The following is a 26902-nucleotide window of genomic DNA, read 5'->3' as shown; positions in this document are numbered from 1 at the left end:
GGGCTCAGTTCCAGGCGTGACGCGGCGGATGGACCCCGTTCAGATAATAATTGCCGACGTGGTAGTATTTCCAGCGCACGGGATCATGCAGCGTATGGACGCGGGCATTGCGCCAGTGGCGGTCGAGTCCGTGCTCGGCGAGGGTCGAGCGCGTTCCCGCAAGTTCGAACAGCTTGTTCGTCGACAGGATCGCAATCTCCGTCGTCAGAACCTTGGATTCGCCTGTCTTGATCGTCGCCTCCGAGACCGTCTCCAGCGTCGGATTGGCGCGGGCCGCGTCGATGGCGTGGCCGGCGATCTCGAGCAGCGCTTCGGCCGCATGCAGCTTGATCTTCAGGTCGCCGATCTGGGCGATGGTGAAGAGGTCTTCGCCGGCCGTCGCCTTGCCGCTATCGATCCAGGGGCGGCTATATTTGCTGACGAACTCGATCGTATCGTCGATCGTACCCCGGGCGATGCCGACATCGATCGCCGACTGGATGATCTGCGAGACGGGACCGCCGACCGTCGGATGGTCGAAAGAAGTAACCTTCAACGCCCGCGCCCTGGGCACGCGCACATTTTCGATCTTGACCGAACCCGACGCGGTGGTGCGCTGGCCGAAGCTCGACCAGTTGTTGGTGACGGTGAGGCCCGGGGCGTCGCGGTCGGCAAAGACGAGATAGCCCTGGCCGGTCTCGTCGACACCGACGATCGGCACGATATGGGCAAGAAGCGCGCCGGTCGTGTAGAATTTCTCGCCGTCGACGATCACCTCGTCGCCATCATGAACGACCTTGGTTTCGAAATCGGCGACGGTCTTGCTCTTCAGTTCGGAGAAGGCGTTGCCGTATCGGATCCCTTCGAGCGCCCAGCCGAAGAACAGCTTCTTCTGCTCTTCCGTGCCGTCGAGATCGACGGTCGCGACGATCGCCAGATGGTTCTGGGTGATCTGCGCGATGGCCGGATCGGCTGCAGCGATGATGGCGATCACCTTGGCGAGCGTGGCATAGGAGACTTCCGGACCACCAAAGGCTTTCGGCACGTTGATGCTCCAGAGACCGCTCTGCGAATAGGCGTCGAGCTCGGCGACCGGCAGCAGCCCCTCACGGTCACGCAGGGCGGCCCCGACCTTGAAGCTCGCGGCCAGCGTCTCGGCGATCTGGATCGCCTCCTCGTCGCTCCAGATCACATGCGCCGGCTTGACCGGGCGCGGACGGGGCGTGAAGGGATCGGTGGAATTGACGCGCGGATGGACGCTGTGATCGATCTTGGTGTCGGTGATGCTTCCCATGGGAAAACCTCGTCGGGTTGGATTGGAATGTCAGCTGGCATTAGCAAGCGTAATTGCCTGGTTGCGCTTGAAGGCTTCGATGTCGCGGTAACGGTCGGCCGGATGCGCCTTGGGCAAATAAGGCCCCTCGCCGAACAGCTTCTCCCGCAGCGTGCCGGGGCGATAGCCGGTAGGATAGGCGCCGCGCTTCTGCAGTTCCGGCACCAGATAGCCAACGATATCCTCGAAGCTCTCGGGCGTTACGGCATATGCAAGGTTGAAGCCGTCGACGTCGGTCTCGTCGACCCAGGCCTGGAGTTCGTCGGCAACGGTGGAGGGCGATCCCACGACCACCGGTCCCATGCCGCCGATGCCGCCCCATTTGGCCAGCTCCCTGATCGTCCAGCGCTTATTCGGATCGCCTTCCGACAGGCTCTCGATCGCCGAATGGATGGCGTTGGTCTCGACCTTGCGCACGAGGTCATCCGGCGCGTAGCGGGAAAAGTCGACGCCGGTCCAGCCGGACATGAAGACCAGCGAGCCATCATAGGAAACGTAGTCGAGATAGTCGCGGAATTTGGCGCGCGCCTTCTCATCGGTCTCGTCCACGATGACCGTCATCAGATTGTAGATGCGGAACTTCGACGCTTCGCGCCCAACGGTCGCCGCCCGCACCCGGACATCGCGCACATAATTCTTCAGGATCGTCCTGGTCTGTGCCGCGACAAAGACGCATTCCGCATGCTCCGCCGCGAATTGCTTGCCGGGCCCGGAAGCGCCGGCCTGGTAGAGCACCGGGGTCCGCTGCGGCGACGGCTCGGTCAGGGCGTAGCCCGGGACTTCGAAGAAACGGCCCTTGTGGCCGATCTCGTGCACCTTCGAGGGATCGGTGAAGATGCGCTTCTCGCGGTCGCGCAGCACGGCACCTTCTTCCCAGGACCCCTCAAGGAGCTTGTAGATGACCTCCAGATATTCGCTCGCCACTTCGTAGCGGTTGTCATGCGCACGCAATCCGCCTTGCCCGATGTTCTTGGCGCCGCTCTCCAGATAGGAGGTCACGATATTCCAGCCGACGCGCCCCTTTGTCAGGTGGTCGGCAGTGGCCAGACGCCGCGCGAATGGATAGGGGTGCTCGAACGAGATCGAGGCGGTGATGCCGATGCCAAGATGTTCGGTGGCGAGTGCAATCGGCGCCGCGAGCTGGATCGGATCATTGACCGGAATCTGCGCCGCCTGATGGATGGCGTGGTAGTTGTTGGCCTTGTAGACGTCGTAATAGCCGATCACGTCGGCGATGAAGATGCCATCGAAGACCCCCTTTTCGAGCGTCCTGGCAAGATCCTGCCAGTAGTCCAGATCCTTGTATTTCCAGGATTTGTCACGGGGATGGGCCCAAAGGCCGGGCGACTGGTGGCCCACGCAGTTCATGTCGAAGGCGTTGAAGTGTATCTGCTTGGTCATTCCTCGATCCCATCCGGATTTCAGGCGTGGTCCCGGAAGCATCCCGATGCGGCATCCATTTAACAGTTATTATATGTTTTTTATGTACTATTTCGGGGAATTTTTTTCCGAGTTTTGTCAGCGGGCAACCACCGGCTAGCCCTAGGTTATCACTCGCTGACCGGCCTCATCTGACCGCATCCGATCACACTTTTCCACGCGACCCGCCCTCTCGAAGCAAGAGGTGCCGCTGAATTTGAAAATAAATTCTATAATTTTTATGTACTTTAAATTCCTGTTGGTTAACGGCGCGGGTGATCTGTCGAATGATCCCCCCAAGGCCGACGCAGCTGCCACACGGATACCCGCTCCGTGGGCATTCCTGCGGCCGGCACCGTCGCAACCGAGGATCAATTCATGTCCAACCCCATCATCGACCAAGCCTATCGCCGCCGCACGGTGTTGAAGACCATGCTGGCATCAGGAGCGCTCCCTCTCCTGTCATCGGGCGTCTTTTCCTCCGCCCTGGCCGCGGACAACCGGTTCGCCGGCCGCACCCTCAATCTCCTGATCATTCAGCCGCATGTCATCACGGGCAAGAAGATCGCCGAGGATTTCGAGAAGCTGACGGGTGCGAAGGTCAACGTGACCGCGGTTCCCTACGACCAGGTCAGCGTCAAGGCGACCCTCGACTTTCAGTCCGGCGCCGGTGAATTCGACGTCATCGACTATTTCTATACCTACAAGGGTCAGCTAGCCGAGGATGGCGTGATCGAGGACGTGACCGACTTGATCGAGAAAGACAAGGCGGAAATCCAGCCCGACGACTTCATCCAGACAATTTATGACCAGTACACGCTGCATGACGGCCGTCGCTATGGCCTGCCTTATGACGGCGACAGCCACCTTCTGTTCTACAACAAGGAACTGTTCGATCGTTACGGCCTCAAGCCGCCGACGACCTGGGACGAATACAACGAAAACGCCAAGGTCATCACCGACGCGGAATCCAGGAACGGCATCTATGGTGCTGCGGTCCTGGGTGCGAAGATTCCCGTCATCATCCTGTCGACCTATGCCAACCGCCTCACCGGTTTCGGCGGCAACTTCCTGAAGGCAGACGGCACCTCGGCCCTCGACAGCACCGAAGCCGTGGAAGCGCTGAAGTCGCTGCTCGCATCCGCACCGCATGCATTGCCGACGCCGCTCGAGACGCGCTTCGAGGAGGGGCTGCCTGCCTTCCTCAGCGGCAAGGCCGCCCAGATCGACTTCTGGACCGACCTCGGCGGCTATGCCCAGGATCCCAAGGGCTCGAAGATCGTCGACAAATGGGGCGTCACCCGCATCCCCGTCGGCGGCGCCAACAAGACGCCGCGGCTTGCCTTCAACGCCGGCTTCGGCTTCGCAATCACCAGCGGCTCGAAGAACAAGGACGTCGCCTGGGAACTGATCAAGCTCGCGACGAGCAAGGACTACCACGAACAACTGCTCACGCTGACCGGCTCCGGGATCGATCCCGATCGTCACTCCGGCCTCAACTCCGAGAAGTTCAAGGCCTTCCAGCCGCTCGTGCAGCCGCTGCTGGCAGACGGCGCGTTGGAAAACAGCCTCGCCTGGCCGACGGCCGTCTATGCCCCGAAGCTGGAAAATGCGCTGACCGATGAACTCGCGCTGGCCCTTGCCGGGACGAAGAATGCCGAACAGGCAATCGCCGATGCCCACAAGGCCTGGACGAACATCATCGAAGCCAATGGCTGATCATTGAGCCTCGGCCACCTGGCCGACGCAAAACACGAGACCCGAAGGCGTGCCTCGCGCGGGGCACGCCTTTCGAGAGAAGAACAACAGGCGCGATGACATGACTGCGATCGATTTTCCCCTCGCTCGAAGACGAGCCGCCTCACCGACCGCCGATCACCGCCTTTCGGCACACCGGCTCGTCCGCTGGCTGTGGATCTCTCCGATCCTGCTCGGGCTCGCTGCGACCCTGGTCTACCCCACGCTCTTCCTGGTGGCGCTTGCGCTCAGCAAGAGCACGCTCGGCAAACCCTTCCGCAGCTTTGTCGGATTGCAGCATGTGCGCGACGTCCTCCAGGATCCGCTGTTTGCGACCTCTGTGATCAAGAGCATCGCTTATGCTTTCGTCACGGCGAGCATCCAGCTGGTGATCGGCTTCCTGATCGCCTTGCTCTTCACCCGGCTCCTGAAGGCCGGACGGTTCCTGGTCAGCCTGATCCTGCTGCCGCTGATGACGCCGCCGGTGATGGTGGGTGTCGCATGGAAATTGATCCTCGCGCCGGCTGGAGGGCTCCTGAATGGACTCCTCCTGAACCTTGGCATTGTCGACGCGCCGGTCAGCTTCCTCGGCGATCCTGTCTTTGCCTGGTTCGCCATCGCGGTTGCCGATGTCTGGCAATGGACGCCCTTCGTCGTCATCCTCAGCTTCGCCGCCCTTTCGACCATTCCCGAAGGCGTCCACGAGGCTTCGATCATCGATGGGGCATCACCGCTGCAACGCTTTTGGCACATTACTCTTCCGCTCGTGGCGGCGCCGCTCTCCTCAATCTATCTGCTGAAGCTCATCCTCTCTTTCAAGGTCTTCGACCTCGTCTATGTCCTGACGTTCGGCGGTCCGGGCTTTGCCACCACCACGACCGGCTTCTCCATCTATCGCCGCGCATTGGAACAGTTCGATGTCGCCCGCGCCGCCGCCGAGACCCTGATCTACAGTCTGGTGATTGGCGCAGTGCTCTGGCCCGTCATTCGCATTCACCAGCATCTCGAGAGGAAAGACGCATGAAAATCAGCCGCTCCGACATCCCGCTCGTTGCCGCGACAGCACCGATCTTCGTCTTCTTCACCCTGCCGATCGCCTATCTCGTCTCGGTGTCCTTCAAAACCAAAGACGACGTGCTGAGCGGCCATTTCCTGCCGACGAGCCCGACGCTCGACAATTGGCCGGCCGCTTTCGAGGCTGCCCATCTCTCAGGATTCATCGCCAACTCCGTTGCCGTGTCGCTGCTCGCCGGCGCCCTGACGTTGCTGCTTACTTTGCCCGCCGCCTACGCTGTGCTGCGGCTCGGCATCGGTGGCAAATGGCTCGCCGATCTCACTCTGTCGAGCTACATGGCGCCACCGATCGTGGCTCTCATTCCGCTGTTCTATCTTCTCAAGGCCATCGGGCTCCTCAACACCCATGCCGGCCTGGTGATGCTCTACGGCTTTGCCAATATCCCCGTCGCCTTCTGGCTTCTCACCCCTTTTCTCCGGCGCATGCCGCTGGAGATCGAACAGGCGGCGGCGCTCGACGGAGCCGGCCCTCTTCGGATCCTCGTCCATATCGTCGCCCCGATCATCGTACCGGGCATCGTGGCGACGCTGATCATTGTCTCGGTCCTCGCCTATAACGAGTTCCTCTTTGCCTCCGCCTTCACCTTTTCCGACGAGACGCGCACGCTTCCAGTCGGCATCTCGCTCTTCCAGGGGGATCGGCTGGTCAATTTCGGCCAGATGGCCGCCGCCTCGCTCGCCGGCATCGCGCCGGTCTATCTGGTGGCGCTCTTCCTGCAGCGCTATCTCGTGGCAGGTCTCGCCCATGGCGGACTCAAATGATCACCGCCGACGGCTCGCAACGCTTGCGCTTCCTGCGCAAGCAGGTTAAAACACCGAACTAGATGGTTCAGTATGTAAGTCCTCCCCTTGATCTCACGTTTGCGGCGCTGTCCGATGCGACCCGCCGCGGGATCATCGATCAGCTTGGGCGAGGAGACGCGTCGATCACCAGTCTCGCTGATACGTTCCAGATGACGCTGACCGGCATGAAGAAGCACGTCCAGGTTCTCGAGCGGGCGGGGCTGGTCGCCACGCAGAAGGTCGGACGGGTGAGAACCTGCAAGCTGGGAAAACGCGGCCTCAAGGCGGAGGCCGAGTGGATCGAGGCGCATCGCAAGCTCTTCGAGGCCCGCTTCGAAGCATTGGACGAAATCATCAGCGAAATAAAACGGGAGGGACGCGATGACTGAGCAAGTTGAGAGGGCAGGTGGCACGCAGAACCGCACGTCGGTCGAGCGCAGAGGGGATCGCGAACTTCTGGTAACCAGGACATTCGATGCGCCGCCGAGCACGGTTTACAGGGCGTGGAGCCAGCCCGAGCTGTTCCAGCGCTGGTGGGTGCCGAAATCAGCACCCGGCATTTCGCTCGTATCGTGCGATATGGACGTCCGCACCGGCGGCAAATATCGGCTGGAATTCGGCGCCGGCGGTTCGGACACCATGGCCTTCTACGGCAAATATCTCGAGGTGGTGCCGAACGAACGCATCGTCTGGACCAACAACGAGGGCGAAGAGGGCGCGATCACGACCGTGACCTTCAAGGACCAAGGCGGGCGGACACTCCTGACTTTCCAGGAAGTCTATCCGTCCAAGGAGGCGCTCGAGGAAGCGCTGCAGGGCTCGGCGGTCGCATTGCCGGAGCAGTTGGAGCAGCTCGACGAATTGCTGTCCAGCATCGGCGAGTAGCGCCGGTCGGGAAAATCGCCTCGAGAAAGCGTCTGCTCTTGGGAAGTGACTCCGCCACCCGCCGGAGCGAAGTCGCGTTCCCGGACATTCACCCTAAATCGAAATGTAGCGAATGCTAACCTTGGGGCGAAGCCACCTTCCCGCGGCCGAGCTCGAAATTGCGCCGCCCCAAGTTTTTGCAGTCGCAAATTACTTGACTGCGATTATCAAGGATAATACGCGCTTCGACCAGTTTCTGCCATTTCGAAGCGCGAGCATGACCCCCGCCGACCTGTTTCCTGAAATCGCTCGCGCCGATCAGCGTCCGGCCCTTATCTTCGCCGACGGACGGACGCTCTCCTATGCCGACCTCAACGCCCGGACGCTGCGCTTCGCGGAGCGGCTGGGACGGGGCGAAAAGCGCCTTGTCGCGATTTCGGCCGAAGTTTCGGAACATGTCATCGTCGCCTATCTCGGCGCGCTGCGTGCCGGGCATGCGGTGGCCATGCTGCCGCCCTGCGATGACAGGCTGTGGCAAGAGTTTCTGTCAGCCTTTCAGCCGGATTTCACCTACCGCGCGGCCGGTGGCCGCTGGCGGATCGTTGGGGAAAGCCGGCCTCAGCGAAGCGACGCACCGCTGCATCCGGATCTCGCCTTGCTGCTGATGACCTCAGGCAGTTCCGGGCGCGCCAAAGCCGTGCGCCTGTCCTATGCCAATCTTGACGCCAATGCGCGTGCGATTGCCGGTTATCTCGAACTCTCCCCTGCCGACAGAACCGCGCTCGTTCTGCCGCTGCACTATTCCTACGGCCTCTCCGTCATCCATTCGCATCTCGTTGCCGGCGGCAGCATCTTCATCCCGGGCGTCTCCGTGGTCAGCGAGGATTTTGCAAGATTGCTCGGCGAAAGCGGCTGCACCAATCTTTCGGGCGTGCCCTATTCCTATGAGCTGATGGAAAAGACGCGCTTCCGAAAGCACGAGCTGAAGGCGCTGCGCTTCATGACGGTGGCCGGCGGACGGCTGGCGCCTGAGCTCATCCGCCTCTACCGCGACCATATGCGCGCGAAGGGCGGCCGCTTCTTCGTCATGTACGGCCAGACCGAGGCAGCCGCCCGCATCGCCTTCGTGCCGCCGGAAAGCCTGGCGGACACTGAGGAGCGGATCGGCATCGCCATCCCCGGCGGCAGCCTCAGCCTCGTCGGCGATGACGGGCATCCGCTCGACAGAGCTGGCGTTGCCGGAGAACTCGTCTATGCCGGCCCGAACGTGATGATGGGCTACGGCGCCGACCGCGCCGATCTTCAGCGGGGCGCCGAGATCGCGGCCTTGCACACCGGCGACATCGCCATGCGCGATGCGGACGGGTTCTTCCGGATCGTCGGCCGCAAGAGCCGTTTCGCCAAGATCGCAGGGCTGCGGATCGGCTTCGACATCATGGAGCAGGTTCTGGCTGAAAAGGGGATTGCGGCTGCCGTTGTCGGTGACGATCACGGTCTGCAGGCCTATGTGACCGATGCCGCTTCCGCCGATCGGGCGCTTGATATACTCCTCGAGGCGAGCCATCTTCCGGCAAGCTTGGTCTCCGTCAGGGCGCGACGCGAGCTTCCGAGGCTTGCCTCCGGCAAGATCGACTATGCCGGCCTCAGCGACGACATGCTGGCGACGCGCGAAACGAGCCGCGCGGCGGCGGTCAGCGTGCTCGATGCCTATATCAGGGTCTTCTACCCCCACAGTGTCAGCCGCAGCGACAGCTTCGTCTCGCTCGGCGGCGATTCCCTCCGCTTCCTGCAATTGACGATGGAGCTCGACAGGCTTGGCATCGAACTGCCGGAAGGCTGGGAGCAGACGGCGATCGCCGAACTCGATATCGGCCCGCAGGTGGCACGGACCGATAGCGCCGAGGTCAGGGCGCTGCCGACCGATCTGGTCCTGAGGGCGATCGCCATCCTGCTCGTCGTCACCCATCACGAAATGCTCTGGCCCATTCCCGGCGGATCGGGCGTGATGCTGCTCCTCGTCGGCTTCAGCCTGGCGCGCTTCCAGTCGGGCCATTTCCTCGCCGGCAATTTCCGCCACGCGCTGCGGCCGGCAATCAATGTTCTCATTCCTTATTTTCTCATCGTCGCCGCCTATGGGCTCGCCTGGCAGACGATTCCCTGGGCCTCGGTGACGCTGACCGGCAATTTCGGCTATGCCGAGCCGGAGCGTCACGAGATGCTTCCCTATCTCTACTGGTTCATCGAAGCCTATGCGCAGACGCTTCTCGTCTTCTCGCTCATCTTCGCCCTGCCTGATGTGCGCCGGCTGGCACGGGCGCGACCCTTCGTCTTCTCGCTGGCGCTGCTGGCGCTGGCGGTCACCGCGCGGTTTTCGCTGCCGCACGTCTTCGATATCGGCCGGCGGCAGATTTTCACCCTCTACTGGGGCCTGCACCTCGGCCTGTTCGGCTGGTGCGCGGGCCTGGCCGGCAAGCCGGAGCAGCGGCTCATCCTGACGGTCATTGCCGCCGCCGTGCTCGGTTATCTCGCCTTCTGGGAAACGCTCTGGATCGGCACGACGGTCAAATATCTGACGATCTTCGCCGCACTGATGGCGCTTCTCTATCTGTCGCGCATTCCCCTGCCCGTGCGGCTGGGGCGGCTGGTGACGCTGATCGCCGTCTCGGCCTTTCCGACCTACCTGCTGCACCGCTTCGTGCCGGAACTGCTGATGCCTGAGGCAGCGGGCGTGCTGCCGGCTCCGCTCTTTCATCTGCTGGCGATATCAGGCGGCCTGGCGGTCGGCGTCATCGCCAACAGAACCGCGGCGGATCTTCGCAATCTGCTGGGCTGCATAGCGACGGCTCGCGGCACGGGCGGGCGCGCCATTGCGGCGGAGACGGCCTGAGGCGTTTTCGGCGCGGCTACGATCGGGCTGACGCGGATCAGGCGAAATAGCGGATATATTAGCGCCACCGCACGAAAAGCTTGCATGCAAGCACTAAATCGGATGTGCTGAACACGGCTTCTGTGGTGTTGGGCGACCGCAAATGAAAACCCTCGACGCACGAATTCGGTTCACAGGTGAGCGGCGACAGGTCACCGCCCTTTTCTATGACATCGTCGGCTCGACGGAACTGCTATTGCGGAGTGAGCCGGAGAAATTCTTCCGATCTGTTTCGGCGTTACATCAGAATGCCGAAACGATCATAAGAAAACACGGCGGGTTTCTTCATCAGCGGCTCGGCGATGGCGGATGCTGCTTCTTCGGATATCCCGAGCAATCCGAAGATGCCGCCGAAAGCGCGGTGCAGGCCTCTCTGGAACTGCTGCACATCGCCACCGGCAGCAAAACCAAAGCGCGCACGCCCTTCCAGCTGCGGATCGGGGTCGCCACCGGTCTCGTGGTCTTCTCCACGGAAGGTGATGAGATTGTCGGCACGGCGCCGGTACTGGCAGCGCGTCTGCAGGCGGAGGCCGAGCCCAATTCCGTGCTGGTCGCCGATTCCACAGTTCGGCTCACCCGGCACAAATTCGACTATAGGCTGGTTCGCGCAGCACGGTTGAAGGGCTTCGAAGATCCGATTGCGCTCTGGCGGCCGCAGGAGCGTGACCGGTCAGCGCCCGAAGCATCGCCGTCCGAGGGGCGCGACAGGCCGATCCGCGGCCGGGAAAAGGAGCTTGCCGCCCTTTCCAGCGCCTGGGCTTCGGCGCTCGAAGGCAAGGGAAGCCTGATCGCCGTCGTCGGCGAGGCAGGCATCGGCAAATCGAGACTGGTTGGCGAATTCGCCGGACGGCTGCGGCAGACGGCGCATGAGACGGTGGTCTTTCAGTGCGGCAGGCGCCTGGAGAGCCAGCCCCTGCATCCCTTCCTTTCTTTTCTCGAGAGGCTGGTCGAGCCCTCGGTTCTGAGGGATGGCGACCGTGAGACCTTCGTGCGGGCGCTTCAGGCGTCCGGCCGAGAGGTGGACGCCGCCGTCGCCGACGCAATTCTCTCATTCACCGCCGACCGTTCCTTGCCAATGTCGCGCAACATCCGCGTCTCCGATCCATCCGGGCTGGCGTTCCGGCGCAAGGTGATCGAAGCCGCGGCCGGGATTCTGACCTGCAAGGCGCGGGCTTTCCCGACGCTGCTCATCTTCGAGGATGTTCACTGGGCCGACGACATGACGCTTGAGCTGATCGACCGGCTGGGGTCGCTGGCCGGCGGGCTGCCGATCCTCGTGGTGCAGACATCGAGACTCAGGCGGTCTCTGGCGGTTGCAACCGAGATCGAGCTGTCGGGGCTGAGCTCTGCCGCGGTTCGCGATCTGGTCGCCTCGATCTGGCATGAGCATCCGCCGCCCGGGCTTTCGGATTTCATTCTCGACCAATGCGACGGCATGCCGCTCTACGCAGAGGAACTGGCCTATTTCTTCCAGGGAAGGCAGCCATTGGGCAAGTCGCTCTCCGAATGGCAAGGCCTGCTGCGCGACGGCAGCGTCACCTCGCTCAACGATCTGCTGTCCGCCAAGCTCGCTGCGACCGGTTCGGCACGACGGGTGGCGCAGATTGCCAGCGTCATCGGCCGCGAATTCAGCATCACGCTGCTCATCTACCTGCTCGAAGGCGTCAGCCGCCGGAGCGTCGACGCCGATATCGACCGGCTGCTTTCCGAGGGTATCATCGAGCGTTCGTCCGCCACGCAGGGCTCCTTTCAGTTCCGGCACGTGCTCGCGCAAGAGGCGGCCTATGGCAGCCTGCTGAAGAGCGACCGGCGCCGCATCCACCGGCGGATCGCCGATCGGCTGATCACCGAGGCAAAGCCCAGCCTGCCGGCTGCGATCGCCGCCTGGCAATGTGCCGAGGCCGGTCTGCATGATGCCGCCGCCCGCTTTGCCCTGGCGGCGGCGGAAGCAAGCGTTCTGCGCTCGGCCATGCACGAGGCCAACGTCTCGCTCGAACTCTGCGCGCGGGAGGTGGCGAGCCTTTCCCGGCGCCACGCCGAGCGCACCGAACTCGCCCTCAGCCTGTGCGAACTTCAAGGCGTCGTGGCGAGCGCCCTCGAAGGCGAGGGATCGGAGAGCGCGCGGCGGGTCTATTCCCGCGCCATGCAGCTTCTGCAGAAACAGCCGCCGGCCGTGCGGATGACCCATTTTCCGGTCTATTGGGGATGGTGGTTCACGGCACCCAACATTCTGACGCAGCAATCACGCGCGCGCATTCTCGTGGCGGACATGCAGGCCGTCGAGGATCGGGAGACGAGGCTTCAATCCTATCACTGCGGTTGGGCGACCAGCTTCCACGCCGGCGAACACGGCTTTTGTCTCGATTGCGTTGCCAAAGGCCTGAAGCTCTACGATCCGGAAAGCGCGGTCAGACATCGCGCCTTCTTCGGCGGACATGACGCCAAGGTCTGCGGACTTGGCGAAAGCGCCCTCTCCTATCTGCTGCTCGACGATGCCGGGGCCAGCGAAAATGCGATCAGCGAGTGCCTGGAATGGGCTGGTTCGACCGATCATGCCGGCAGCATGGTGCATGCGCTTTATTACGCCATCGTGCTCCGCCGCTGCCAAAGCCGATATGACGATGTCCATGCGCTCGGCGAACGGATGCTGGCGCTTGCCGAGCGGCATGGGCTGGCCGCCAGCCAGGCGCGCGCCAATATGTATTGCGGCTGGGCGGAGCTGATGACCTCATCGGCCGCGCGCGGCGAGGTGCGTTTCAAGGCCGGCCTGCTGTTGCAGCAGCAACTGGGCACCGACGACAATTTTTCCATGCACAGCGACATGCATGCGCAGGTGCTGCAGCGGCTCGGCAGGCCTGCCGAAGCGCTGGCAACCGTTCAAAATGCTATCAGCGTCGGCCGCAACAGCGGCCAGTCATTCTGGCTGGCTGAGCTTTATCGCCTCAGCGCGACGCTGAGGCGCGATCTGAATGAAACGCCGTCATCGATAAGAAGAGACCTGACGCGCGCGATCCAGATCGCCGAGGGACAGAAAGCCGCCTGGCTGGCGGCAAGGGCAAAGCGCAGCCTGGACGCATAGCCGCGGCCGTAACCTGAGATGGAAGGATGCGATGGACGAAGGGAGGCGCGATAATATCCTCGATACGGTCCTTGATACCGGGGCCCCCTCGCCTCCCGATCCCGGGCAGACGGTGCAGCGCATCCTGGCGCGCAGAGAGGATTACGGCATTACCAGGCTGGGTTCGATCACCGGGCTCGACCGGATCGGCATCCCGGTCGTCCAGGTCGTGCGGCCGCGCTCACGCTCCGTCGCGGTCAGCCAGGGCAAGGGGCTGACCTTTGCCTTAGCGGCTATATCGGGCCTGATGGAATCGCTCGAGGGCTGGGCTTCGGAGCGGATTGCTCCGGAGCGCATCTTCACGGCAAGCCTGCGCGACATGAAACGGGGAGACTGGTCGCACCTCGGCGCCGGCCGCTGCGCAGAGACGCTTTCCTGGATTGACGGGCTCGATCTCTTTTCGGGGCGGAAAATCGCCGTTCCCCTTGCCCTTGTGGACTCCGCCTATATCGTCCCGTCGCCGCATCCCCATTGGCTCGCCCGCGACACGACGGGACTTGCAGCAGGCACCAGCCTTCAAGGCGCGGTGCTGCATGCGTGCCTCGAAGTTCTGGAACGGCAGGCCCGCTGCACGGCGATGAAGACGCCGCATTTCTTCGACCGCTTCCAGATCGACAGCCGGTCCGTTCAACTGGGAGGCGCCGGTGAGATCATCCGGCGTCTGTCCAAGGCAGGGTTTGTCGTCGGGATCTGGCAAATCCCGACGCCGCATGCGCTGCCGGTCTATTGGTGCCATGTCATGGAAGATGCAAGCCGAGCCCCCTTTGCGCCGCTGCCGGCCGAAGGCTTCGGCTGCGATTTCAGCCACGACAGGGCGCTGACGAGCGCCTTGCTCGAAGCCTGCCAGTCCCGGCTCGGCGTGATTTCAGCGGCGCGCGACGATATCAGCGCGGAGCTTTACGGCCATGCCGACGCCGCGGAATTAACCGCTTGGCGCGCAGAGCTCACAAGAGGCGGCCGGCCCTATGTCTGCGATGAGGGGTCCGCCGCCGGCAGCCGCTCCAACCGGATGGCCATCGAGGCATTGAAGCTGGCGGGCGCGCAGGCGGCCGATCTTGTGGTTCTCCATTCCGATGACCGCGTGCCGCTCCACGTCGTGCGGGTGGTTGCTCCGCCGCTGGAAACCAATCCGGAGGCCGATCTTGCCCTGTGATATCGTGGTTTTTCTCGGCCCCACGCTTTCCGAGACCGAGGCCCGGACATATCTCGACGCGATCTATTATCCTCCGGTCGAATGCGCGGATGTGGTGCGGGCCGTGGCGCGACATCAGCCTGCGGCGATCGTGCTGATCGACGGCGTTTTCGGGGAGCTTCCGGCGGTTCGCCACCAGGAAATTCTATGGGCAATGGCGCGCGGTGTGCGCGTCTATGGTGCCGCCAGCATCGGTGCGCTGCGGGCTGCCGAACTCGCGCCCGAGGGCATGATCGGCCATGGGATGATCTACCGCTGGTACCGGCGGCACCCGCTCGCCGACGATGCCGATGTCACCGTGCCGATGGCGCCCGCAGCACTCGGATCACGCGCATTGGGCGATGCTCTGATCGACATCAGGCTGACGCTCAGAAAAGCCGAACGCGCCGGCATCATTCAAAGGCGGCTCCGAGACCGGCTTGAAACGCTGGCGCGCGCAATTCACTTCAGCGAAAGATCATATTCCAGGCTTCTGGCAGCGGCAGAAAACAACCGGTGCCCCGCCAACCAGCTTCAAGCACTAAAAACCTGGCTGAAAATTGGCGCCACAAGCCGGAAGCGGACCGATGCGGTAAATCTGCTGACATATCTCGCCGCTCAAAAGATCAATCGGCCGAATACGCTCGCTCCTTGTGAATTTGAACTTACCGAATCATTCGCCAATGACATGGAGTACTACAACATGCTCGACAGTCTCTTGCCGAAAGGCACGTAGTACTGGTATAGTGGACGATCGCTTGACGTTGGGCAACGAGCGGTGGGGGCGGCATTGGATGCCATCACGCATCAGGAGGGCGCAGGCACCGGGGCAGCCGCAGAGCGGCCGTTAGGTACACGTTTCCTTGTCTTTCCCCAGCCTTCCTTCATTCCCGGCTATGAAAAACCCGAGGTGGTGTGGATCGGACCCTCGGCCGGGCCGATCCTGGCGGGGCCGTCCGACGACAGGATCTATGTGGCAAATCCCGTCGAAGCGAAACCGCCCTATGCCGCGCCTTATATTCCGCCTTATCCCGGCCTGCTGCGCCCGCCGGCCGAGCCCGGCCCGGACGGGCATTTCGATCACATCGGGCCGGACTCACCGGCTTTCCTTGCAACCCATAGCTATGCCTGCGCCCGCCGCGTCCTCGATATCTGCGAGGGCTATCTCGGACGCCCGCTCGTCTGGTTCTTCCAGCCGACGCTGGAACGGCTGGAGATCATTCCGCGCATCCCGCATTGGCAAAACGCCCAATCCGGCTTCGGCTTTCTCGAACTGGGCGAGAGCGGGGGAAAACGCCCGGCCTCCTGTTTCGCGCTGAATTTCGATGCGGTCGCGCACGAGATGGGCCACCTCGTTCTTCTCAGCGAACTCGGCATTCTCGAAGGCGACGGCGCCGGCAGCGACTTCTTTTCCTATCATGAGGCGATCGCCGATTTCACCTCGCTGCTCGGACTGCTGCACTTCGATACGGCGCTCGACCGGCTGCTGCGCCGCACCGGCGGAAATCTGCTCTTGCACAACGAACTCGACAGATTCGCCGAGCTCAGCGACGAGAAGCAGCTGCGGTTGCTGAACAACTCGCTTCGCATCGGCGATGTCAGCCGGGAAGTGCACGACCGATCCAAGCCCTTTGCGGCGGGCCTGTTCGACGGCCTCATCGAGGTCTACCAGTCACTGCTGTTTGCGCGCGGGCTGTCGGACATCGATCCGAAGCGGTTCAGCGACCTGCGCCAGCAGATGGCGCCAAGGCTGATGGAAGAAGGACTTCGGACATCGGCGGCATCCTATGAGCTGCGGCACTTCGCTGTAAAGGCCGCCCTGCAGGAGGCGCGCGACATTGTCGGCGAAGCGCTCCTGCGTTCCTGGAGATATCTCGACCCCGACAGCCTGACCTTCGAATCGGCGGCAGTTGCCCTCCTCGAGGCGGCGAGCCGCGGGCGCGGGGTGGCTTATCTCGATCAGCTTGAAGATTGCATGAGGTGGCGCGGCATTTTGTAACCAAACGACGGGAGGCATCGATGACAGACGACAGCGTTCCAGCACCTTCTGGACCTCATTATGTAGCGGATGAAATCATACTCTATGGCGTGGATTTGAATGACGCCGGCGGCATTGCCCATCTGGAGGTCGGGATGGCGGGAACGACGGAGCTCCAGATCAGACTACGATCCGGAGCGATAATCGGCTCCACAGTGCTTGCGTATGGCTACGCTTTCGAGGGTCACTGCTACAGGCTGGATTCAACTCGCATTTTTATTGTTACAGGTCCGAATGCCGAGCCTGCGGTCGGCTGCGGCTTTGACACGTGCCTCGGTTACAAAATGTGGCGGATCACCGCGTCTGAACAAATCCTCGAAGTCTCAACGGCCTTTGGCGATGCCAGGAGCCTTATCTTGGATTCGCAGCTGCCCGGGAAGAGATCCCCTAGCTCCTACTCTATCACCTTGAGGATGGCGCATCGCAATGGCCGCCTGCAAAACGACTAGCTCGCAACAACGGGAGGACGATCATGGCTTATAGAGTCAAGGTTTGCGTATCGGAAGCCTGTGCAGCGCTCACAGCGACAGACTGGCTCAGCAACAGACCCTGCGTGAACATAGCAACGGGTGAAGAGATCAAAGAAGTTGAAATAGCTGCCCCGACGACCTTCGAGATAGCGGTTGGGATCAGAGACGGCGCAGGTCGTGTCGATATCCATGATCCGGCACATGGTACTTCCAAATACAATATTCCGCGCGAGCTTGATGCGAGTGGAAAAATTACCTTTCCTAAAGATGGGGCCGTATCACCAAAAGATCTCGACGACCTTGCCAAAGGGGTCGAGGAGTTAAGGGAGGAGGTCGCGGCTTTAAGGCAAGAGGTCGCGGCACTAAAGTAGCGGATTAGAAGCCGCCCTTACTGCGTCGTGCGCAAATCCGCCTCGTCCCGACAATGGCGGCGGCTTCGTCGAGCAGGACGTCCTTGGCCTTCTTGCGGGCATTTTCGGCGCTCATGCTGCGCTCGTCCGCCTGCAGGCCATCGTCTCCCTTTCGCCGAAGCTCGCGAGATCCGACAGTCCCGGCAGGCTAACGCGAAGCCGCGACCGGCTTCATCCAACTCGGGAGCTCCATTTGGCTGCTCCCCAACTCCTCAAGGGCTTCCGTGGCGAAGCTCGGCACGGCGCCTGTCCAGCGCAGTTCGCCATCCGCGTTGGAATGGCCGCCGCCATCGAGCTTATAGATGCTCTCGACGATATACTGGCCGTCCTCATTGAGGCCCTTGATCTCGGAAATTTCGATGACCCGTCGCCGACCGGTGCGCTTGAACCGGGCAATCTGGACGACGACATCGACGGCGGAAGCGATCTGTGAGCGCAGCGGCCGCAGCGGCATGTCGATATCCGACATCAGCGCCAGGGTCTCCAGCCGGTGCAGTGCGTCGTAGGGCGTATTGGCATGCACGGTCGAAAGGCTGCCGCTATGGCCCGATGTCATCGCCTGGATCATATCGAGCGCTTCGCCGCCGCGGCACTCGCCGACGATGATGCGGTCCGGCCGCATTCGCAGGGAAGAGCGGAACAGCTCGCGAATGCTGGCGCCGCCGCGACCGAACCTGTCGGGCTTGGTGACTTCGAGATAGACGACGTGCTCCTTGCGGATCTGCAGTTCCGACGTGTCCTCGATGACGATGACCCGCTCATGATCGGCGAAGGCTTCCGATAGCGCGTTCAGCATCGTCGTCTTGCCGGTGCCGGTGCCGCCCGAGATGATCACATTCTTCTGCAGCCCGACCGCCGCCTGCAGCAAGGACAGCGACTCCTCCGTCAGGCTGCCTTGGGTGACGAGGTCGCGAATGCTGCGATGTTCTCTCAGAAAGCGGCGAATGGAGATGCAGAGCCCGGTGCGGGCGGCCGGCGGCTGGATCATCTGCACGCGCGAACCGTCCGGCAGGCGGGCTTCGACGCTCGGTTCTTCCGGCGTCAGGCGCTTGCCTGAGAATTGCGCGATGCTGCGCGCCGCCGATTCCAGATCCTCGCGGCTGGCGAAGCGCGTATCGGCGCGCTCGAGCTTGCCGCGCCTTTCGACGAAAATGTCGGAGGTTCCGTTGATCAGGATTTCGGAAACGCTCGGATCCTCGAGCAGGAAGCGGATCGGCGCCAGGAGCTTGTCGAGCGCCCGGGTCAGAACCTGGAAGGTCGTCTGTTCGGCAGCGTCGTCGGAAACGGCTTTCATCAGAGCGGCATCCCGACGAGGACGGAGCTCATGCCGAACAGCGTTACCATCATCTGGACCGCAGTCGGAAAGAACAACATCAGTGGAATGAGGACCAATGCAAGTATCAAGACGCTGCTCATCGTTTCCATGGTTTTGTCTCCGGAACGACTGACGGGCCATAGCCAATATTGAAGACGAGCTTAATCCAGATCGGCAAGCAACGCCATGGGGTCGCCCTCGCCCGCCCACCACTTTGGCCGTGTTGCTTCTGCCTCTTCTATCGCCTTGAAACCATTGACCAATAATGGAGCAGCAGACGATATCCGCGAAAATCGCTTCACTGCATGCCTCACCCAAAAAAATTATAGCTTAATCAGCCTGTTAGCCTGAAACCGCCACCGTCAACCGCATGTCTGCAGGCGACGCCTCCAAGACAATTGGAACCCTGCCTTCCGTTTGCTTGACGGAGGGCTGGCCTTGGGCGCACTCTTGGGTCTTAATGATGTTGCTCAACAAGCGTTGGCGACCGGGGAAGAAAAGCAGAAGCAGAAAAAATCATTGGAACGAGCAACGTGCTGGTTCGGATCGATGGCGTATGCTTGCTTCTTCTTCACCAAGGTCTTCGATCCGAAACAAACCATGGAACGAGGAATACGCAGATGTTTGCAAAACTCAAGACTCTCGCAATTGCACTTCACAAGGACGAACGCGGCGACATGGCCCAGATCGTCCTCGCCGTCGCCCTGATCGTCATTCCGCTGATGCTGCTCCTGCTCGCATTCGGCAAACAGATCGGCGAATGGTTCAACGAAAAGAACACGGCTCTCTCCGACGCCGAGAGAATTCCTGAGCCGGGTCAATAAGCGGGGTCGGTGTCATGGACATGACCTACGATCTGACCCTGATGCCAGCGGCGGCGGCTCTTGCCGTCGCCTGCGCCACGACCGCGGCGGTGTTCGATCACCGCCATGGTCAGATCCCGAACGCCATCACCTACCCATACCTGCTTGCCGGGTTCATGCTGGCGGCGATCGGCGGCGGTCTCGCGGGGGTCGGCCTGGCTTTTGCCGGCCTCCTTGCCGCAGGCCTGATCTTCATCATCGCCTTCGCAGCCGGAGGCTGCGGCGGCGGTGATGTCAAGCTGATGGCGGCGCTCGGCGCCGTTCTCGGCCTCTGGCCGGCCATCGACGTGACTCTCGCATCGCTGATGATCGGCGGCACGATTGCCGTCTTCTCGATGGCGCGGTGGGTTCAATGGAGCGTGCTCGTGCGAAGCCTCGGCCTGTTCGCCCTGCTTCTGCCCGCCGGTTTCCGCGACGCCGCCTCGGTGCTGAAGCCGCGCGAAACCCATCATACCGTCCGTTTCGGCGTCGCCGCCGCTCTCGGACTTCTCTGGTGCCTGTTCATGCCTGATTTCACCCCTCTTTCACTCGTGAGGTAACGGCAATGCGCGCGGAACTCGAACGCCCCACTTTCGACGGTGCTTTCTGGAGTTCGATCCTGCACTCGCGGACCTTCTGGATCCCCCAGGATCACGGCGCGCTTCTCGGCACCTTCGCAATCGCGATGCTGTTGCTAACCTGGATGCTGCTGCTGCCGCGGCTTTCCGCCCGCCGGCGCCGGATGTCGGAGCTTCACGGCGATATCTCAGGCAGCACGACGATGATGGATTTCGTGCTCGTTACGCCGATCTTCGTCTTCTTCATGTTCGTGGTCTTCCAGTTCACGATCCTGGCGAAGAACCACCTCTTCACCCACTATGCAGCCTATGCGGCGGCACGCAGCGCCCGCGTCTATTTCTGCCCGGCCCTGCCGATCACCATCCACAGCTTCATCGGCCCCAAGACCTGCGATAACGATGCTGCAGCGGGCAAGGCCGATCTCGCCGCCCGCCTGGCGCTGATTCCGGCGGCCCCCTACGACCAGCTGAAATGCGTCGGCGCTTGCCAGCCGCCGGAAGAGGCGCTGAAGAGCCTTGCCGACGCCTCGGGCCTTTCGAAGAACTGGCGCGCCATGCGCAACCAGGCCCGCTACATGTTCGACCCGCAGAACGTCACGGTCACCGTCGACCGCGCCCCGATGGCGCTCTATGCCGCCATCAACCGCTCGCCGCATGTGCCTGTCACGGCCAAGGTCGAAGCGCGCTTCCTGCTGCTCGAATATGCCGGCTGGGTCTTTGCCCGCGGTCAGCGGAAGGACGGGCGCTACTACACGATTTCGACGGCGGAGGTGAACCTGTTATGACACCGTCCTTCATCAAGCGTTTGCACCGCGACCAGCGCGGCTTCCTGTCTCCGATCATCCTCTACATGACGATCGCGCTCGCGCTGATGATCGTGTGGATCCTGAACACCGGGCAGATGATCTATGACAAGCAGCGCACGCAGGATACCGCCGATGCCGCCGCACTCGTCCATGCCGATTGGGAGGCGCGCTATCTCAACATCATGGCGATGAACAATGTCGCCTCCTCGCAGGCAACCGTGGTCATGGCGACGTCGGTCGCCTACCAGCTGACGACGGCGGAACTGTTTCTGCGCTCGAGCGCCATTCTGGCGAAACTCGCCCAATACTCCTTCACCGAAGGCTTCGGACCGGCGTCGCTCCTGCCGCCGTTGCCGCCGATGCCCTATTGCCCCGGCTGGCAGAAGGTCCCGATCGTCGGCGGCATCATCTACGGCGCTTGCCTGGCGTTCCAGGGATTCCGCGCGACCGAAGCCACCAAGGCGATCGCCTATACGGTGGCGGCGCAGGCCAAATATGATCCCTGGAATCTGATCAAAAAGTCTAGGGACATCATCGATGCGATGAATGATCTCAACGATTATCTCGTTGAAAGCTTTCCCGAGCGGGTCGGCAATGAGGCCTTGCATCTGGTTCGGTTGAACAAGTCGGATCACGTCGTCTTCCATCCGCCCTGCGAGTCTTGCGGACAGGCCGGAGAAGGTGCCGGCGGCAACCTGCCGGTGGACCGTGATGGCGTCAATCCAGCCGCTGCCTATACGGAAATGTGCCTTGCCATGTCCTATGGCACCCAGGGACAGGATCCGCTCCTGATGCGCGGCGAATACGCCAACCGCGGCTTCCCCAACGGCAAGGGCCCCTTGACGGCAGGCGGCGTAGACGGCAGCCATATCCGCGACTGGGTCAACCATGAGAGCGGCATCGACGATCAGCTGGTGGAGTTCTATATCTTCTACGAAGCCTTCGGGCCGGCCTATCTGAGCAAGGTCCCGTTCAAGGCGATTGTCGAGCAATATGCCGGCGATCTCAGCTGGTGGCAGGAGCTGACGCTCGATGCCAGCTTCTGGATCGCCGACAAGGTCTTCGGCGTCGGCTTCGGCATCACCAACCCCTTCCAGTTGCCGATCGACGTGCCGCCGCGGTATTCCGACTCGCAGACGAAGGACGAGAACGACTTCACCCGCAAGTTCGACATGATCTGGAACCAGGTCTGCGGCCCGGCGGGCGGGGCGATCTCGGTGACCGGTGCCAATCTGCCGCTCGTCTCCCTCCCGAAGCCCTACTGGCTGAAGGGACGCATCCCCTTCAACTTCACGCCCTTCGGGGGCGACCAGCTCACCGATTACCAGACGCTGGCGATCGTTTCGCGGGCGCCGCGCGCCAGGCTCCAGGTTCGGCTGTTCAAGGACAAGACGCCGTCCGCTTATGCGCTGGCGCAGAGCTGGGTTCACAATTACACGGCCTTCGATCTCTACACCCAGGACTGGCTTGCCTCGCTGGCGCCCGCGACCCTCGCCGACGATGCCGGCGCGGTTTCCAGCACCATCAAACAGAGCCCGGCCGCCGACAGCTTCACCGGCCTGACACGCGTCTTCGACCAGGGAGGAGCCAATGCCTGGGCTGCCGTCAACACACACTGAGCACGACGGAGGCGCGCCGGCCGGCGGGTTCATGATGCGGCTGCACAGCGATCGCCGCGGTCTCGCCTCGATCGAATTCGTGCTCGCCGCGCCGGTTATCCTGCTGATCGTGATCTTCGTCATTCACGCCAACAAGATTTCCACCAAGAAGGTCGCGACCATGCTTGCCATGCGGAACGCCGCCTTCGCCGAGGCGTCCGGCCTCAACTGCACCTCGGATTTCTCGAACGTGTTCCCGATCCCGGCCTTGCCGGCCCTGCCCGGAGGAGACGCCATCAACTGTTCGCGCACACCTTCGCATGAAGGCGGCGGCGATCCTCAGCGCACCTTTATCTGGGACGATGTGCAGAACACCCTCGAGAGTAATGGACGCGAGTTCGGCGATATGGTCGGCGAGCTCGCCGACGAGAAGCCGCAGCTCGTGACCGCGACCGCCGACCGCGTCTACAAGTTCAGGGATTCCGACGATCTCGACACCATCCGCAGCATCCGCTGGAAGGATGCGTTCACAGTGGATGACTCGACGCTCTTCATCTCGCACAACAACGACACCACGCGGCGCGGCTACGACCCGACGCTACGCCGGGAAATCCGCCATGTGGCCAGCCATTCCGGCGATCTCTTCGACGGCGTCTTTCCGGGGGCGAAGTGACATGGCACAGCGGTCGAGCATTTCCGTTCATCTCCTCGGTACCGCCATGGTCGTCGGGCTCGCCGTGGTATTGGCTACACCGGGGCGCGCCGAGATCTATAAGGATATCCGGGTGACGCTGAATTCGATGCTGGCCGGCATCCTCGGGACGCCGGAACGGGCGCCGCGCGATCTCGTCATCAACGGCCAGCCGCTCGAGTTCACGCCGTACCAGAGCGATCGCAGCATTTCCGATATCACCGACGAGTGGCTGCGGGTGCTGGCCGCCAATACTCGGCCCGCCATGCCGAAAAGCAGCGACCGGGAGGAACTGACCGCCGTCATCGCCGCCAACATGATGATCGTCCCGAAGGTAAGCCGCATCCGCGACGATCTTGCCGTTGTCGTGCGCTTCTTCGACGGCGACGGCGAGGCTGCGCTCGACTATATGAGACGGCAGGATCCGAACAATCCTTCGGCGAAAGCGCCGATTCCGGGCGTCTCGATCATGATCCGCCGGCCTGCCGATGCGCCGATGACCGAGGTGCTGATGAGCCGCTTCGACGATGTCGCCGCGACGCTGCCGGCCTTCGCCGCCCCGGCCGATGTCGGCAAGCTGCCGGTGTCGCTGCGTCCGCCGGCCGGCGTCGAGGTGCTGAGCGATATCGGCGACCGTGACAAAGGCCATATGTCGCGCACGGTCGTGTCGAAGGGCACGCTCGCCGCAGCGCGCTGGTCCGATCAGCGCGCCGACCTGCTAATCCGCGATGGCTTCACCATCGAAACGCCGCCGGCTGAGCGCGGCGGCGTCACCGCGCTTTATGGCCGGCGCGGCAGTGTCGAAGCCAATGTTCTCTACACCAGAAGCAAAACCGACGGCAGGACCGTTGAGGTCATTCAAATCAGGCAACCCTTCGTCGAAGGAATAACACCATGAACTGGAAGCTCATTGCCGCTGTGATCGTCGGGCTCATTACCGGCGTTCTCCTCTACTTCTGGACCGAGAGCGTCAAGAACGAGCAGGTGGCCTACGCCTTCATGCGGCTGCAGCCTGACAAGAAGGTGACGAGAGGACAGGCGATCACGCCGGACATGCTCGCCGAACCAGTGATGCTGCCGGAAAGCTTCGGGGCGCTTGCCAAGCTCGCGGTTCCCGCCGCCAGCGCCTATCAGGAATGGCTGAAGGACCGGACGGCCGCGGCCGATATTCCGGCTGGCTCGGTGCTGCTCTTCCAGTATTTCGACGATACCGACGGCGGGCGGCTGACGACGATGATCGCGCCCGGCAAGCGGGCGCTCACCCTGCCGGTCAACGCCGCCGAGGCGGTCGGCCATTTCGTCGAGCCGGGCAGCTATGTCGATATTCTCGGCACGGTCGACGAACCGGTCGAGCCGGTGGCGCCGCCCGCCGCGACGCAGCCGGGAACGCCCGGGCAGCCGGCGGCCGCATCCGGCCAGGCGCCCGCCGCACCGGCAGCGCCGGCCCAGCCGCCCTCGCCGGTCGAGCAGATGCTGAAGAACTATCTCACCCAATATCCGGGCGCCGACGAGAACGACGTCAACGCCTACCGGAAGCAGGCGCAGGACTACAAGCTCGGCATCAGCTCGCGCACCCGCGTCGTCACCCGCACCTTCCTGCAGAACGTCAAGGTGCTCGCCGTCGGCGCAGCGACCACGCCGGAAGGTGCGGTCACCAAGGCCAATAGCAGCTATAATCACGTCACGGTCGAAGTGACGCCGTCGGAGGCCGAGATGTTGATCTTCGCCATGGGCCAGGCGAATGGCAGCCTCAACCTCGTGCTGCGCAATCCGACGGACAATAGCGTCGAAGACCTGCCGAGCATCAACTGGACGCGCATGTGATCGTTTCGGGGATTGAGCCATGCTGTTGAAGATTTCCTATGAGGACGGCAGCGGACGGGAAGTGATCCCGCTCTTGGCGAACGAGACCTATTTCGTCGGCGAAAGCAGCACGCTTTCGCTGCCGGCCGGCGCCGGCGTCGTGCGGCTGCGCGGCAGCCACGTCTCCTCGCCGCAATTCGTGCTGCGCAAGTCAAGCCAGGGCTGGTCGGTGCAGCATCATGGCCGCAACCCGACGCGGCTCGACGACCAGCCGCTGAGGGCCGGCACGCCGGTGGCGGTTGCGGCCGGCATGTCGATCTGGGTGCCGAATGTCACCATAGAACTGGTTGAACCGGCGGCGGCGCCGGAGGCGGTGACGCAGTTTCCGGACCAGGAGCGGGTGCTGGCGCTGCAGATGGAAATACATGAGAGATTGCTAAAAGACACGCAATATGACCGGCTGGTCAAATCCTCCGATTTCGGCCGCGAGGAGACGCGCAGCCGCATCCGCGAGCGGCTCGACCTGTTCATCAAGGAGGCGCTCGATGCAGCGCCGCAGGATCTGGTCATCCTCGTCATCAAGAACGCCGTCTATCGCTGGCTGGCAAAACGCATCGCCCGCACCGGCCGGCGCGACGCTTCGTCGAATGCCGCAAGCCTTTCGCGCGAAGAGCAGGACAACCGCCGGCTCTTCGATGTCGGCAAGGCGCTGATCTCGGCGCTGCAACTGAAGCTCAACTTCGAATCCACCCGCGCCGATTTCGCCCAGCTCGACACCAAGTTCGGCGCCGCCTTCCAGGCCCGGCAGGCGCTATTCAACGCCGGCGACCGCTACGAAATCGCCCATATGCACCTGCGCTCCAATATCGAGGAGCTGATGTATCGCTGGGGCACGATTTCGGAACTGATGGATCTCGACGTCATCTCGGAAATCATGGTGACGCGCTATGACGAGATCTACGTCGAAAAATTCGGCCTGCTCGAACGCTACCCCTTCGCCTTCGCCAATGAGCGGCAGCTGATGAAGGTGATCGAGCGCATCGCCGTCGATTCCAACCGCTCGATCAACGAGAGCGAGGCGATGGCCGACTTCCGCATGCCGGACGGTTCGCGCGTCAACGCCGTCATCCCGCCGCTCGCCGTCAAGGGCGCCTGCCTCACCATCCGCAAATTCGGCGGCAAATCGCGGCTCGACATCAGCAAGCTGGTGGCCGCCGGCGCGCTCAGCGAACCGATGCGCGCCTTCCTCGAGGCGGCGGTGCGCGCCCGCAAGAACATCGTCGTCTCCGGCGGCACCGGCTCCGGCAAGACGACGCTCCTGAACAGCCTGTCGCAGTTCATTCCGGTCGGCGAGCGCGTCGTTGCGGTCGAGGACACGTCGGAACTGCAGCTCGACGGCATCCATGTCGTCTATCTGCAATCGCGGCCGAAGACGGCGGAGAGCGAAACCAGCGTCACCATCCGCGACCTGGTGCGCAATGCGCTGCGCATGCGTCCCGACCGCATCATCGTCGGCGAGTGCCGCGGTGCGGAGGCGATCGACATGCTGCAGGCGATGAATACCGGCCATGCCGGTTCGATGACGACGGCGCATGCCAACACGCCGCAGGACATGATGACCCGCCTGGAGGTGATGGTGCTGCAGGGCCAGAGCTCGCTGCCGGTGACGGCGATCCGCCAGCAGATCGTCGCCGCCGTCGAACTCGTGGTGCAGCTCAACCGGCTGGAAAGCGGCCGGCGCGCCGTCACCGAGATATCCGAGGTGATCGGCATCGATCCGGACACCGGCCTCATCATCGTCGAGCCGATCTTCAATCTCGTCGGCCGCGCCGGCGGCCAGGCGGTGCATGCCTTCACCGGCTATCTGCCGAGCTTCGTCGCCGAGCTCGTCGCCTTCGGCGAAGACGGCGAGATCAAGAACCTCGATATGTTCGTTTGAGGGGGAAC

The 26902-nt window shown here is 62.7% G+C and carries 24 protein-coding genes; 20 read left to right on the top strand and 4 right to left on the bottom strand.

What is annotated here, in order from left to right; all coding sequences use genetic code 11:
• Positions 1–4: 4 nt before the first annotated feature.
• Positions 5–1273, bottom strand: coding sequence for an SfnB family sulfur acquisition oxidoreductase (locus AMK02_RS28410; RefSeq protein ID WP_064808324.1), 1269 nt, complete (start codon positions 1271–1273; stop codon positions 5–7).
• 30 nt (positions 1274–1303) lie between these two features.
• Positions 1304–2713 carry an LLM class flavin-dependent oxidoreductase gene (locus tag AMK02_RS28405; RefSeq protein WP_064808322.1) on the bottom strand — a complete coding sequence of 470 codons (1410 nt, stop codon included), beginning with the start codon at positions 2711–2713 and terminating at the stop codon, positions 1304–1306.
• Between the two features lie 396 nt (positions 2714–3109).
• Between AMK02_RS28405 and AMK02_RS28400 the strand changes: the two genes are divergently transcribed.
• From AMK02_RS28400 to AMK02_RS28345, 12 genes are all read left to right on the top strand, one after another.
• The gene (locus tag AMK02_RS28400) at positions 3110–4450 is read left to right on the top strand and encodes an ABC transporter substrate-binding protein (protein WP_064808835.1); all 1341 of its coding nucleotides are present in this window, start codon (positions 3110–3112) and stop codon (positions 4448–4450) included.
• Between the two features lie 100 nt (positions 4451–4550).
• The gene (locus tag AMK02_RS28395) at positions 4551–5492 is read left to right on the top strand and encodes a carbohydrate ABC transporter permease (protein WP_064808320.1); all 942 of its coding nucleotides are present in this window, start codon (positions 4551–4553) and stop codon (positions 5490–5492) included.
• Positions 5489–6304: a carbohydrate ABC transporter permease gene (locus AMK02_RS28390; RefSeq protein ID WP_064808319.1), complete on the top strand. Its 816-nt coding sequence runs from the start codon at positions 5489–5491 to the stop codon at positions 6302–6304. The genes AMK02_RS28395 and AMK02_RS28390 overlap by 4 nt, the downstream gene beginning before the upstream one ends.
• Before the next feature lie 62 nt (positions 6305–6366).
• Positions 6367–6714, top strand: a complete 348-nt coding sequence (locus tag AMK02_RS28385) for an ArsR/SmtB family transcription factor (RefSeq protein ID WP_064808317.1) — start codon at positions 6367–6369, stop codon at positions 6712–6714.
• Positions 6707–7210: an SRPBCC family protein gene (locus AMK02_RS28380; protein WP_064808315.1), complete on the top strand. Its 504-nt coding sequence runs from the start codon at positions 6707–6709 to the stop codon at positions 7208–7210. The genes AMK02_RS28385 and AMK02_RS28380 overlap by 8 nt, the downstream gene beginning before the upstream one ends.
• Before the next feature lie 256 nt (positions 7211–7466).
• On the top strand, positions 7467–10076 hold the full coding sequence (locus AMK02_RS28375; RefSeq protein WP_064808833.1) for an AMP-binding protein: 2610 nt from the start codon (positions 7467–7469) through the stop codon (positions 10074–10076).
• A 142-nt stretch (positions 10077–10218) separates the two neighbouring features.
• Entirely contained in the window at positions 10219–13194 is a 2976-nt protein-coding gene (locus tag AMK02_RS28370; RefSeq protein WP_064808313.1) for an ATP-binding protein, read from the top strand.
• A 31-nt stretch (positions 13195–13225) separates the two neighbouring features.
• Complete coding sequence (locus AMK02_RS28365; RefSeq protein WP_064808311.1) at positions 13226–14386, top strand: YcaO-like family protein; 1161 nt, start codon at positions 13226–13228, stop codon at positions 14384–14386.
• Positions 14289–15140 carry a TfuA-like protein gene (locus AMK02_RS28360; protein ID WP_335726529.1) on the top strand — a complete coding sequence of 284 codons (852 nt, stop codon included), beginning with the start codon at positions 14289–14291 and terminating at the stop codon, positions 15138–15140. The genes AMK02_RS28365 and AMK02_RS28360 overlap by 98 nt, the downstream gene beginning before the upstream one ends.
• A 42-nt stretch (positions 15141–15182) precedes the next feature.
• A complete protein-coding gene (locus AMK02_RS28355; RefSeq protein ID WP_064808309.1) occupies positions 15183–16403 on the top strand; it encodes a hypothetical protein in 1221 nt (406 codons plus the stop codon).
• A gap of 20 nt (positions 16404–16423) precedes the next feature.
• Positions 16424–16891, top strand: coding sequence for a hypothetical protein (locus tag AMK02_RS28350; protein WP_064808307.1), 468 nt, complete (start codon positions 16424–16426; stop codon positions 16889–16891).
• 23 nt (positions 16892–16914) lie between these two features.
• Positions 16915–17283, top strand: coding sequence for a hypothetical protein (locus AMK02_RS28345; RefSeq protein ID WP_064808305.1), 369 nt, complete (start codon positions 16915–16917; stop codon positions 17281–17283).
• Positions 17284–17470: 187 nt separating this feature from the next.
• On the opposite strand, the gene AMK02_RS28340 is transcribed toward AMK02_RS28345, so the two are convergent.
• Positions 17471–18616, bottom strand: coding sequence for a CpaF family protein (locus tag AMK02_RS28340; protein ID WP_064808303.1), 1146 nt, complete (start codon positions 18614–18616; stop codon positions 17471–17473).
• Positions 18616–18747: a hypothetical protein gene (locus AMK02_RS32505; RefSeq protein ID WP_257784635.1), complete on the bottom strand. Its 132-nt coding sequence runs from the start codon at positions 18745–18747 to the stop codon at positions 18616–18618. The genes AMK02_RS28340 and AMK02_RS32505 overlap by 1 nt, the downstream gene beginning before the upstream one ends.
• Positions 18748–19257: 510 nt before the next feature.
• Between AMK02_RS32505 and AMK02_RS28335 the strand changes: the two genes are divergently transcribed.
• From AMK02_RS28335 to AMK02_RS28300, 8 genes are read left to right on the top strand one after another with little or no spacing between them, the layout of a single operon-like run.
• A complete protein-coding gene (locus AMK02_RS28335) occupies positions 19258–19461 on the top strand; it encodes a hypothetical protein (protein ID WP_064808298.1) in 204 nt (67 codons plus the stop codon).
• Positions 19462–19475: 14 nt separating this feature from the next.
• The gene (locus tag AMK02_RS28330) at positions 19476–20039 is read left to right on the top strand and encodes a prepilin peptidase (RefSeq protein ID WP_064808296.1); all 564 of its coding nucleotides are present in this window, start codon (positions 19476–19478) and stop codon (positions 20037–20039) included.
• Between the two features lie 5 nt (positions 20040–20044).
• Positions 20045–20842, top strand: a complete 798-nt coding sequence (locus tag AMK02_RS28325) for a TadE/TadG family type IV pilus assembly protein (protein ID WP_064808294.1) — start codon at positions 20045–20047, stop codon at positions 20840–20842.
• On the top strand, positions 20839–22482 hold the full coding sequence (locus AMK02_RS28320; protein ID WP_064808292.1) for a TadE/TadG family type IV pilus assembly protein: 1644 nt from the start codon (positions 20839–20841) through the stop codon (positions 22480–22482). The genes AMK02_RS28325 and AMK02_RS28320 overlap by 4 nt, the downstream gene beginning before the upstream one ends.
• Positions 22454–23134 carry a TadE/TadG family type IV pilus assembly protein gene (locus AMK02_RS28315; RefSeq protein WP_064808290.1) on the top strand — a complete coding sequence of 227 codons (681 nt, stop codon included), beginning with the start codon at positions 22454–22456 and terminating at the stop codon, positions 23132–23134. Before AMK02_RS28320 ends, AMK02_RS28315 begins: the two co-directional genes overlap by 29 nt.
• Position 23135: 1 nt before the next feature.
• The gene (locus AMK02_RS28310; RefSeq protein ID WP_064808288.1) at positions 23136–24050 is read left to right on the top strand and encodes a hypothetical protein; all 915 of its coding nucleotides are present in this window, start codon (positions 23136–23138) and stop codon (positions 24048–24050) included.
• Entirely contained in the window at positions 24047–24976 is a 930-nt protein-coding gene (gene cpaB / locus AMK02_RS28305) for a Flp pilus assembly protein CpaB (RefSeq protein ID WP_064808286.1), read from the top strand. The genes AMK02_RS28310 and cpaB overlap by 4 nt, the downstream gene beginning before the upstream one ends.
• A 19-nt stretch (positions 24977–24995) precedes the next feature.
• On the top strand, positions 24996–26894 hold the full coding sequence (locus AMK02_RS28300) for a CpaF family protein (RefSeq protein ID WP_064808284.1): 1899 nt from the start codon (positions 24996–24998) through the stop codon (positions 26892–26894).
• Positions 26895–26902: the final 8 nt, after the last annotated feature.

Origin of the sequence: Rhizobium sp. N731 (assembly GCF_001664145.1) — a bacterium.
In the GTDB taxonomy this organism is placed as follows: Bacteria; Pseudomonadota; Alphaproteobacteria; order Rhizobiales; family Rhizobiaceae; genus Rhizobium; species Rhizobium esperanzae.
This window is presented reverse-complemented; position numbering and strand designations above follow the sequence as displayed.

Coding starts and splice junctions, on each gene's coding strand:
- AMK02_RS28335 (WP_064808298.1), top strand. CDS start 19,258: ATGTTTGCAAAACTCAAGACTCTCGCAATTGCACTTCACAAGGACGAA.
- AMK02_RS28310 (WP_064808288.1), top strand. CDS start 23,136: ATGGCACAGCGGTCGAGCATTTCCGTTCATCTCCTCGGTACCGCCATG.
- AMK02_RS28325 (WP_064808294.1), top strand. CDS start 20,045: ATGCGCGCGGAACTCGAACGCCCCACTTTCGACGGTGCTTTCTGGAGT.
- AMK02_RS28350 (WP_064808307.1), top strand. CDS start 16,424: ATGACAGACGACAGCGTTCCAGCACCTTCTGGACCTCATTATGTAGCG.
- AMK02_RS28370 (WP_064808313.1), top strand. CDS start 10,219: ATGAAAACCCTCGACGCACGAATTCGGTTCACAGGTGAGCGGCGACAG.
- AMK02_RS28410 (WP_064808324.1), bottom strand. CDS start 1,273: ATGGGAAGCATCACCGACACCAAGATCGATCACAGCGTCCATCCGCGC.
- AMK02_RS28365 (WP_064808311.1), top strand. CDS start 13,226: ATGGACGAAGGGAGGCGCGATAATATCCTCGATACGGTCCTTGATACC.
- AMK02_RS28380 (WP_064808315.1), top strand. CDS start 6,707: ATGACTGAGCAAGTTGAGAGGGCAGGTGGCACGCAGAACCGCACGTCG.
- AMK02_RS28340 (WP_064808303.1), bottom strand. CDS start 18,616: ATGAAAGCCGTTTCCGACGACGCTGCCGAACAGACGACCTTCCAGGTT.
- AMK02_RS28405 (WP_064808322.1), bottom strand. CDS start 2,713: ATGACCAAGCAGATACACTTCAACGCCTTCGACATGAACTGCGTGGGC.
- AMK02_RS28315 (WP_064808290.1), top strand. CDS start 22,454: ATGCCTGGGCTGCCGTCAACACACACTGAGCACGACGGAGGCGCGCCG.
- AMK02_RS32505 (WP_257784635.1), bottom strand. CDS start 18,747: ATGGAAACGATGAGCAGCGTCTTGATACTTGCATTGGTCCTCATTCCA.
- AMK02_RS28330 (WP_064808296.1), top strand. CDS start 19,476: ATGGACATGACCTACGATCTGACCCTGATGCCAGCGGCGGCGGCTCTT.
- AMK02_RS28385 (WP_064808317.1), top strand. CDS start 6,367: ATGGTTCAGTATGTAAGTCCTCCCCTTGATCTCACGTTTGCGGCGCTG.
- cpaB (WP_064808286.1), top strand. CDS start 24,047: ATGAACTGGAAGCTCATTGCCGCTGTGATCGTCGGGCTCATTACCGGC.
- AMK02_RS28320 (WP_064808292.1), top strand. CDS start 20,839: ATGACACCGTCCTTCATCAAGCGTTTGCACCGCGACCAGCGCGGCTTC.
- AMK02_RS28345 (WP_064808305.1), top strand. CDS start 16,915: ATGGCTTATAGAGTCAAGGTTTGCGTATCGGAAGCCTGTGCAGCGCTC.
- AMK02_RS28300 (WP_064808284.1), top strand. CDS start 24,996: ATGCTGTTGAAGATTTCCTATGAGGACGGCAGCGGACGGGAAGTGATC.
- AMK02_RS28375 (WP_064808833.1), top strand. CDS start 7,467: ATGACCCCCGCCGACCTGTTTCCTGAAATCGCTCGCGCCGATCAGCGT.
- AMK02_RS28395 (WP_064808320.1), top strand. CDS start 4,551: ATGACTGCGATCGATTTTCCCCTCGCTCGAAGACGAGCCGCCTCACCG.
- AMK02_RS28400 (WP_064808835.1), top strand. CDS start 3,110: ATGTCCAACCCCATCATCGACCAAGCCTATCGCCGCCGCACGGTGTTG.
- AMK02_RS28390 (WP_064808319.1), top strand. CDS start 5,489: ATGAAAATCAGCCGCTCCGACATCCCGCTCGTTGCCGCGACAGCACCG.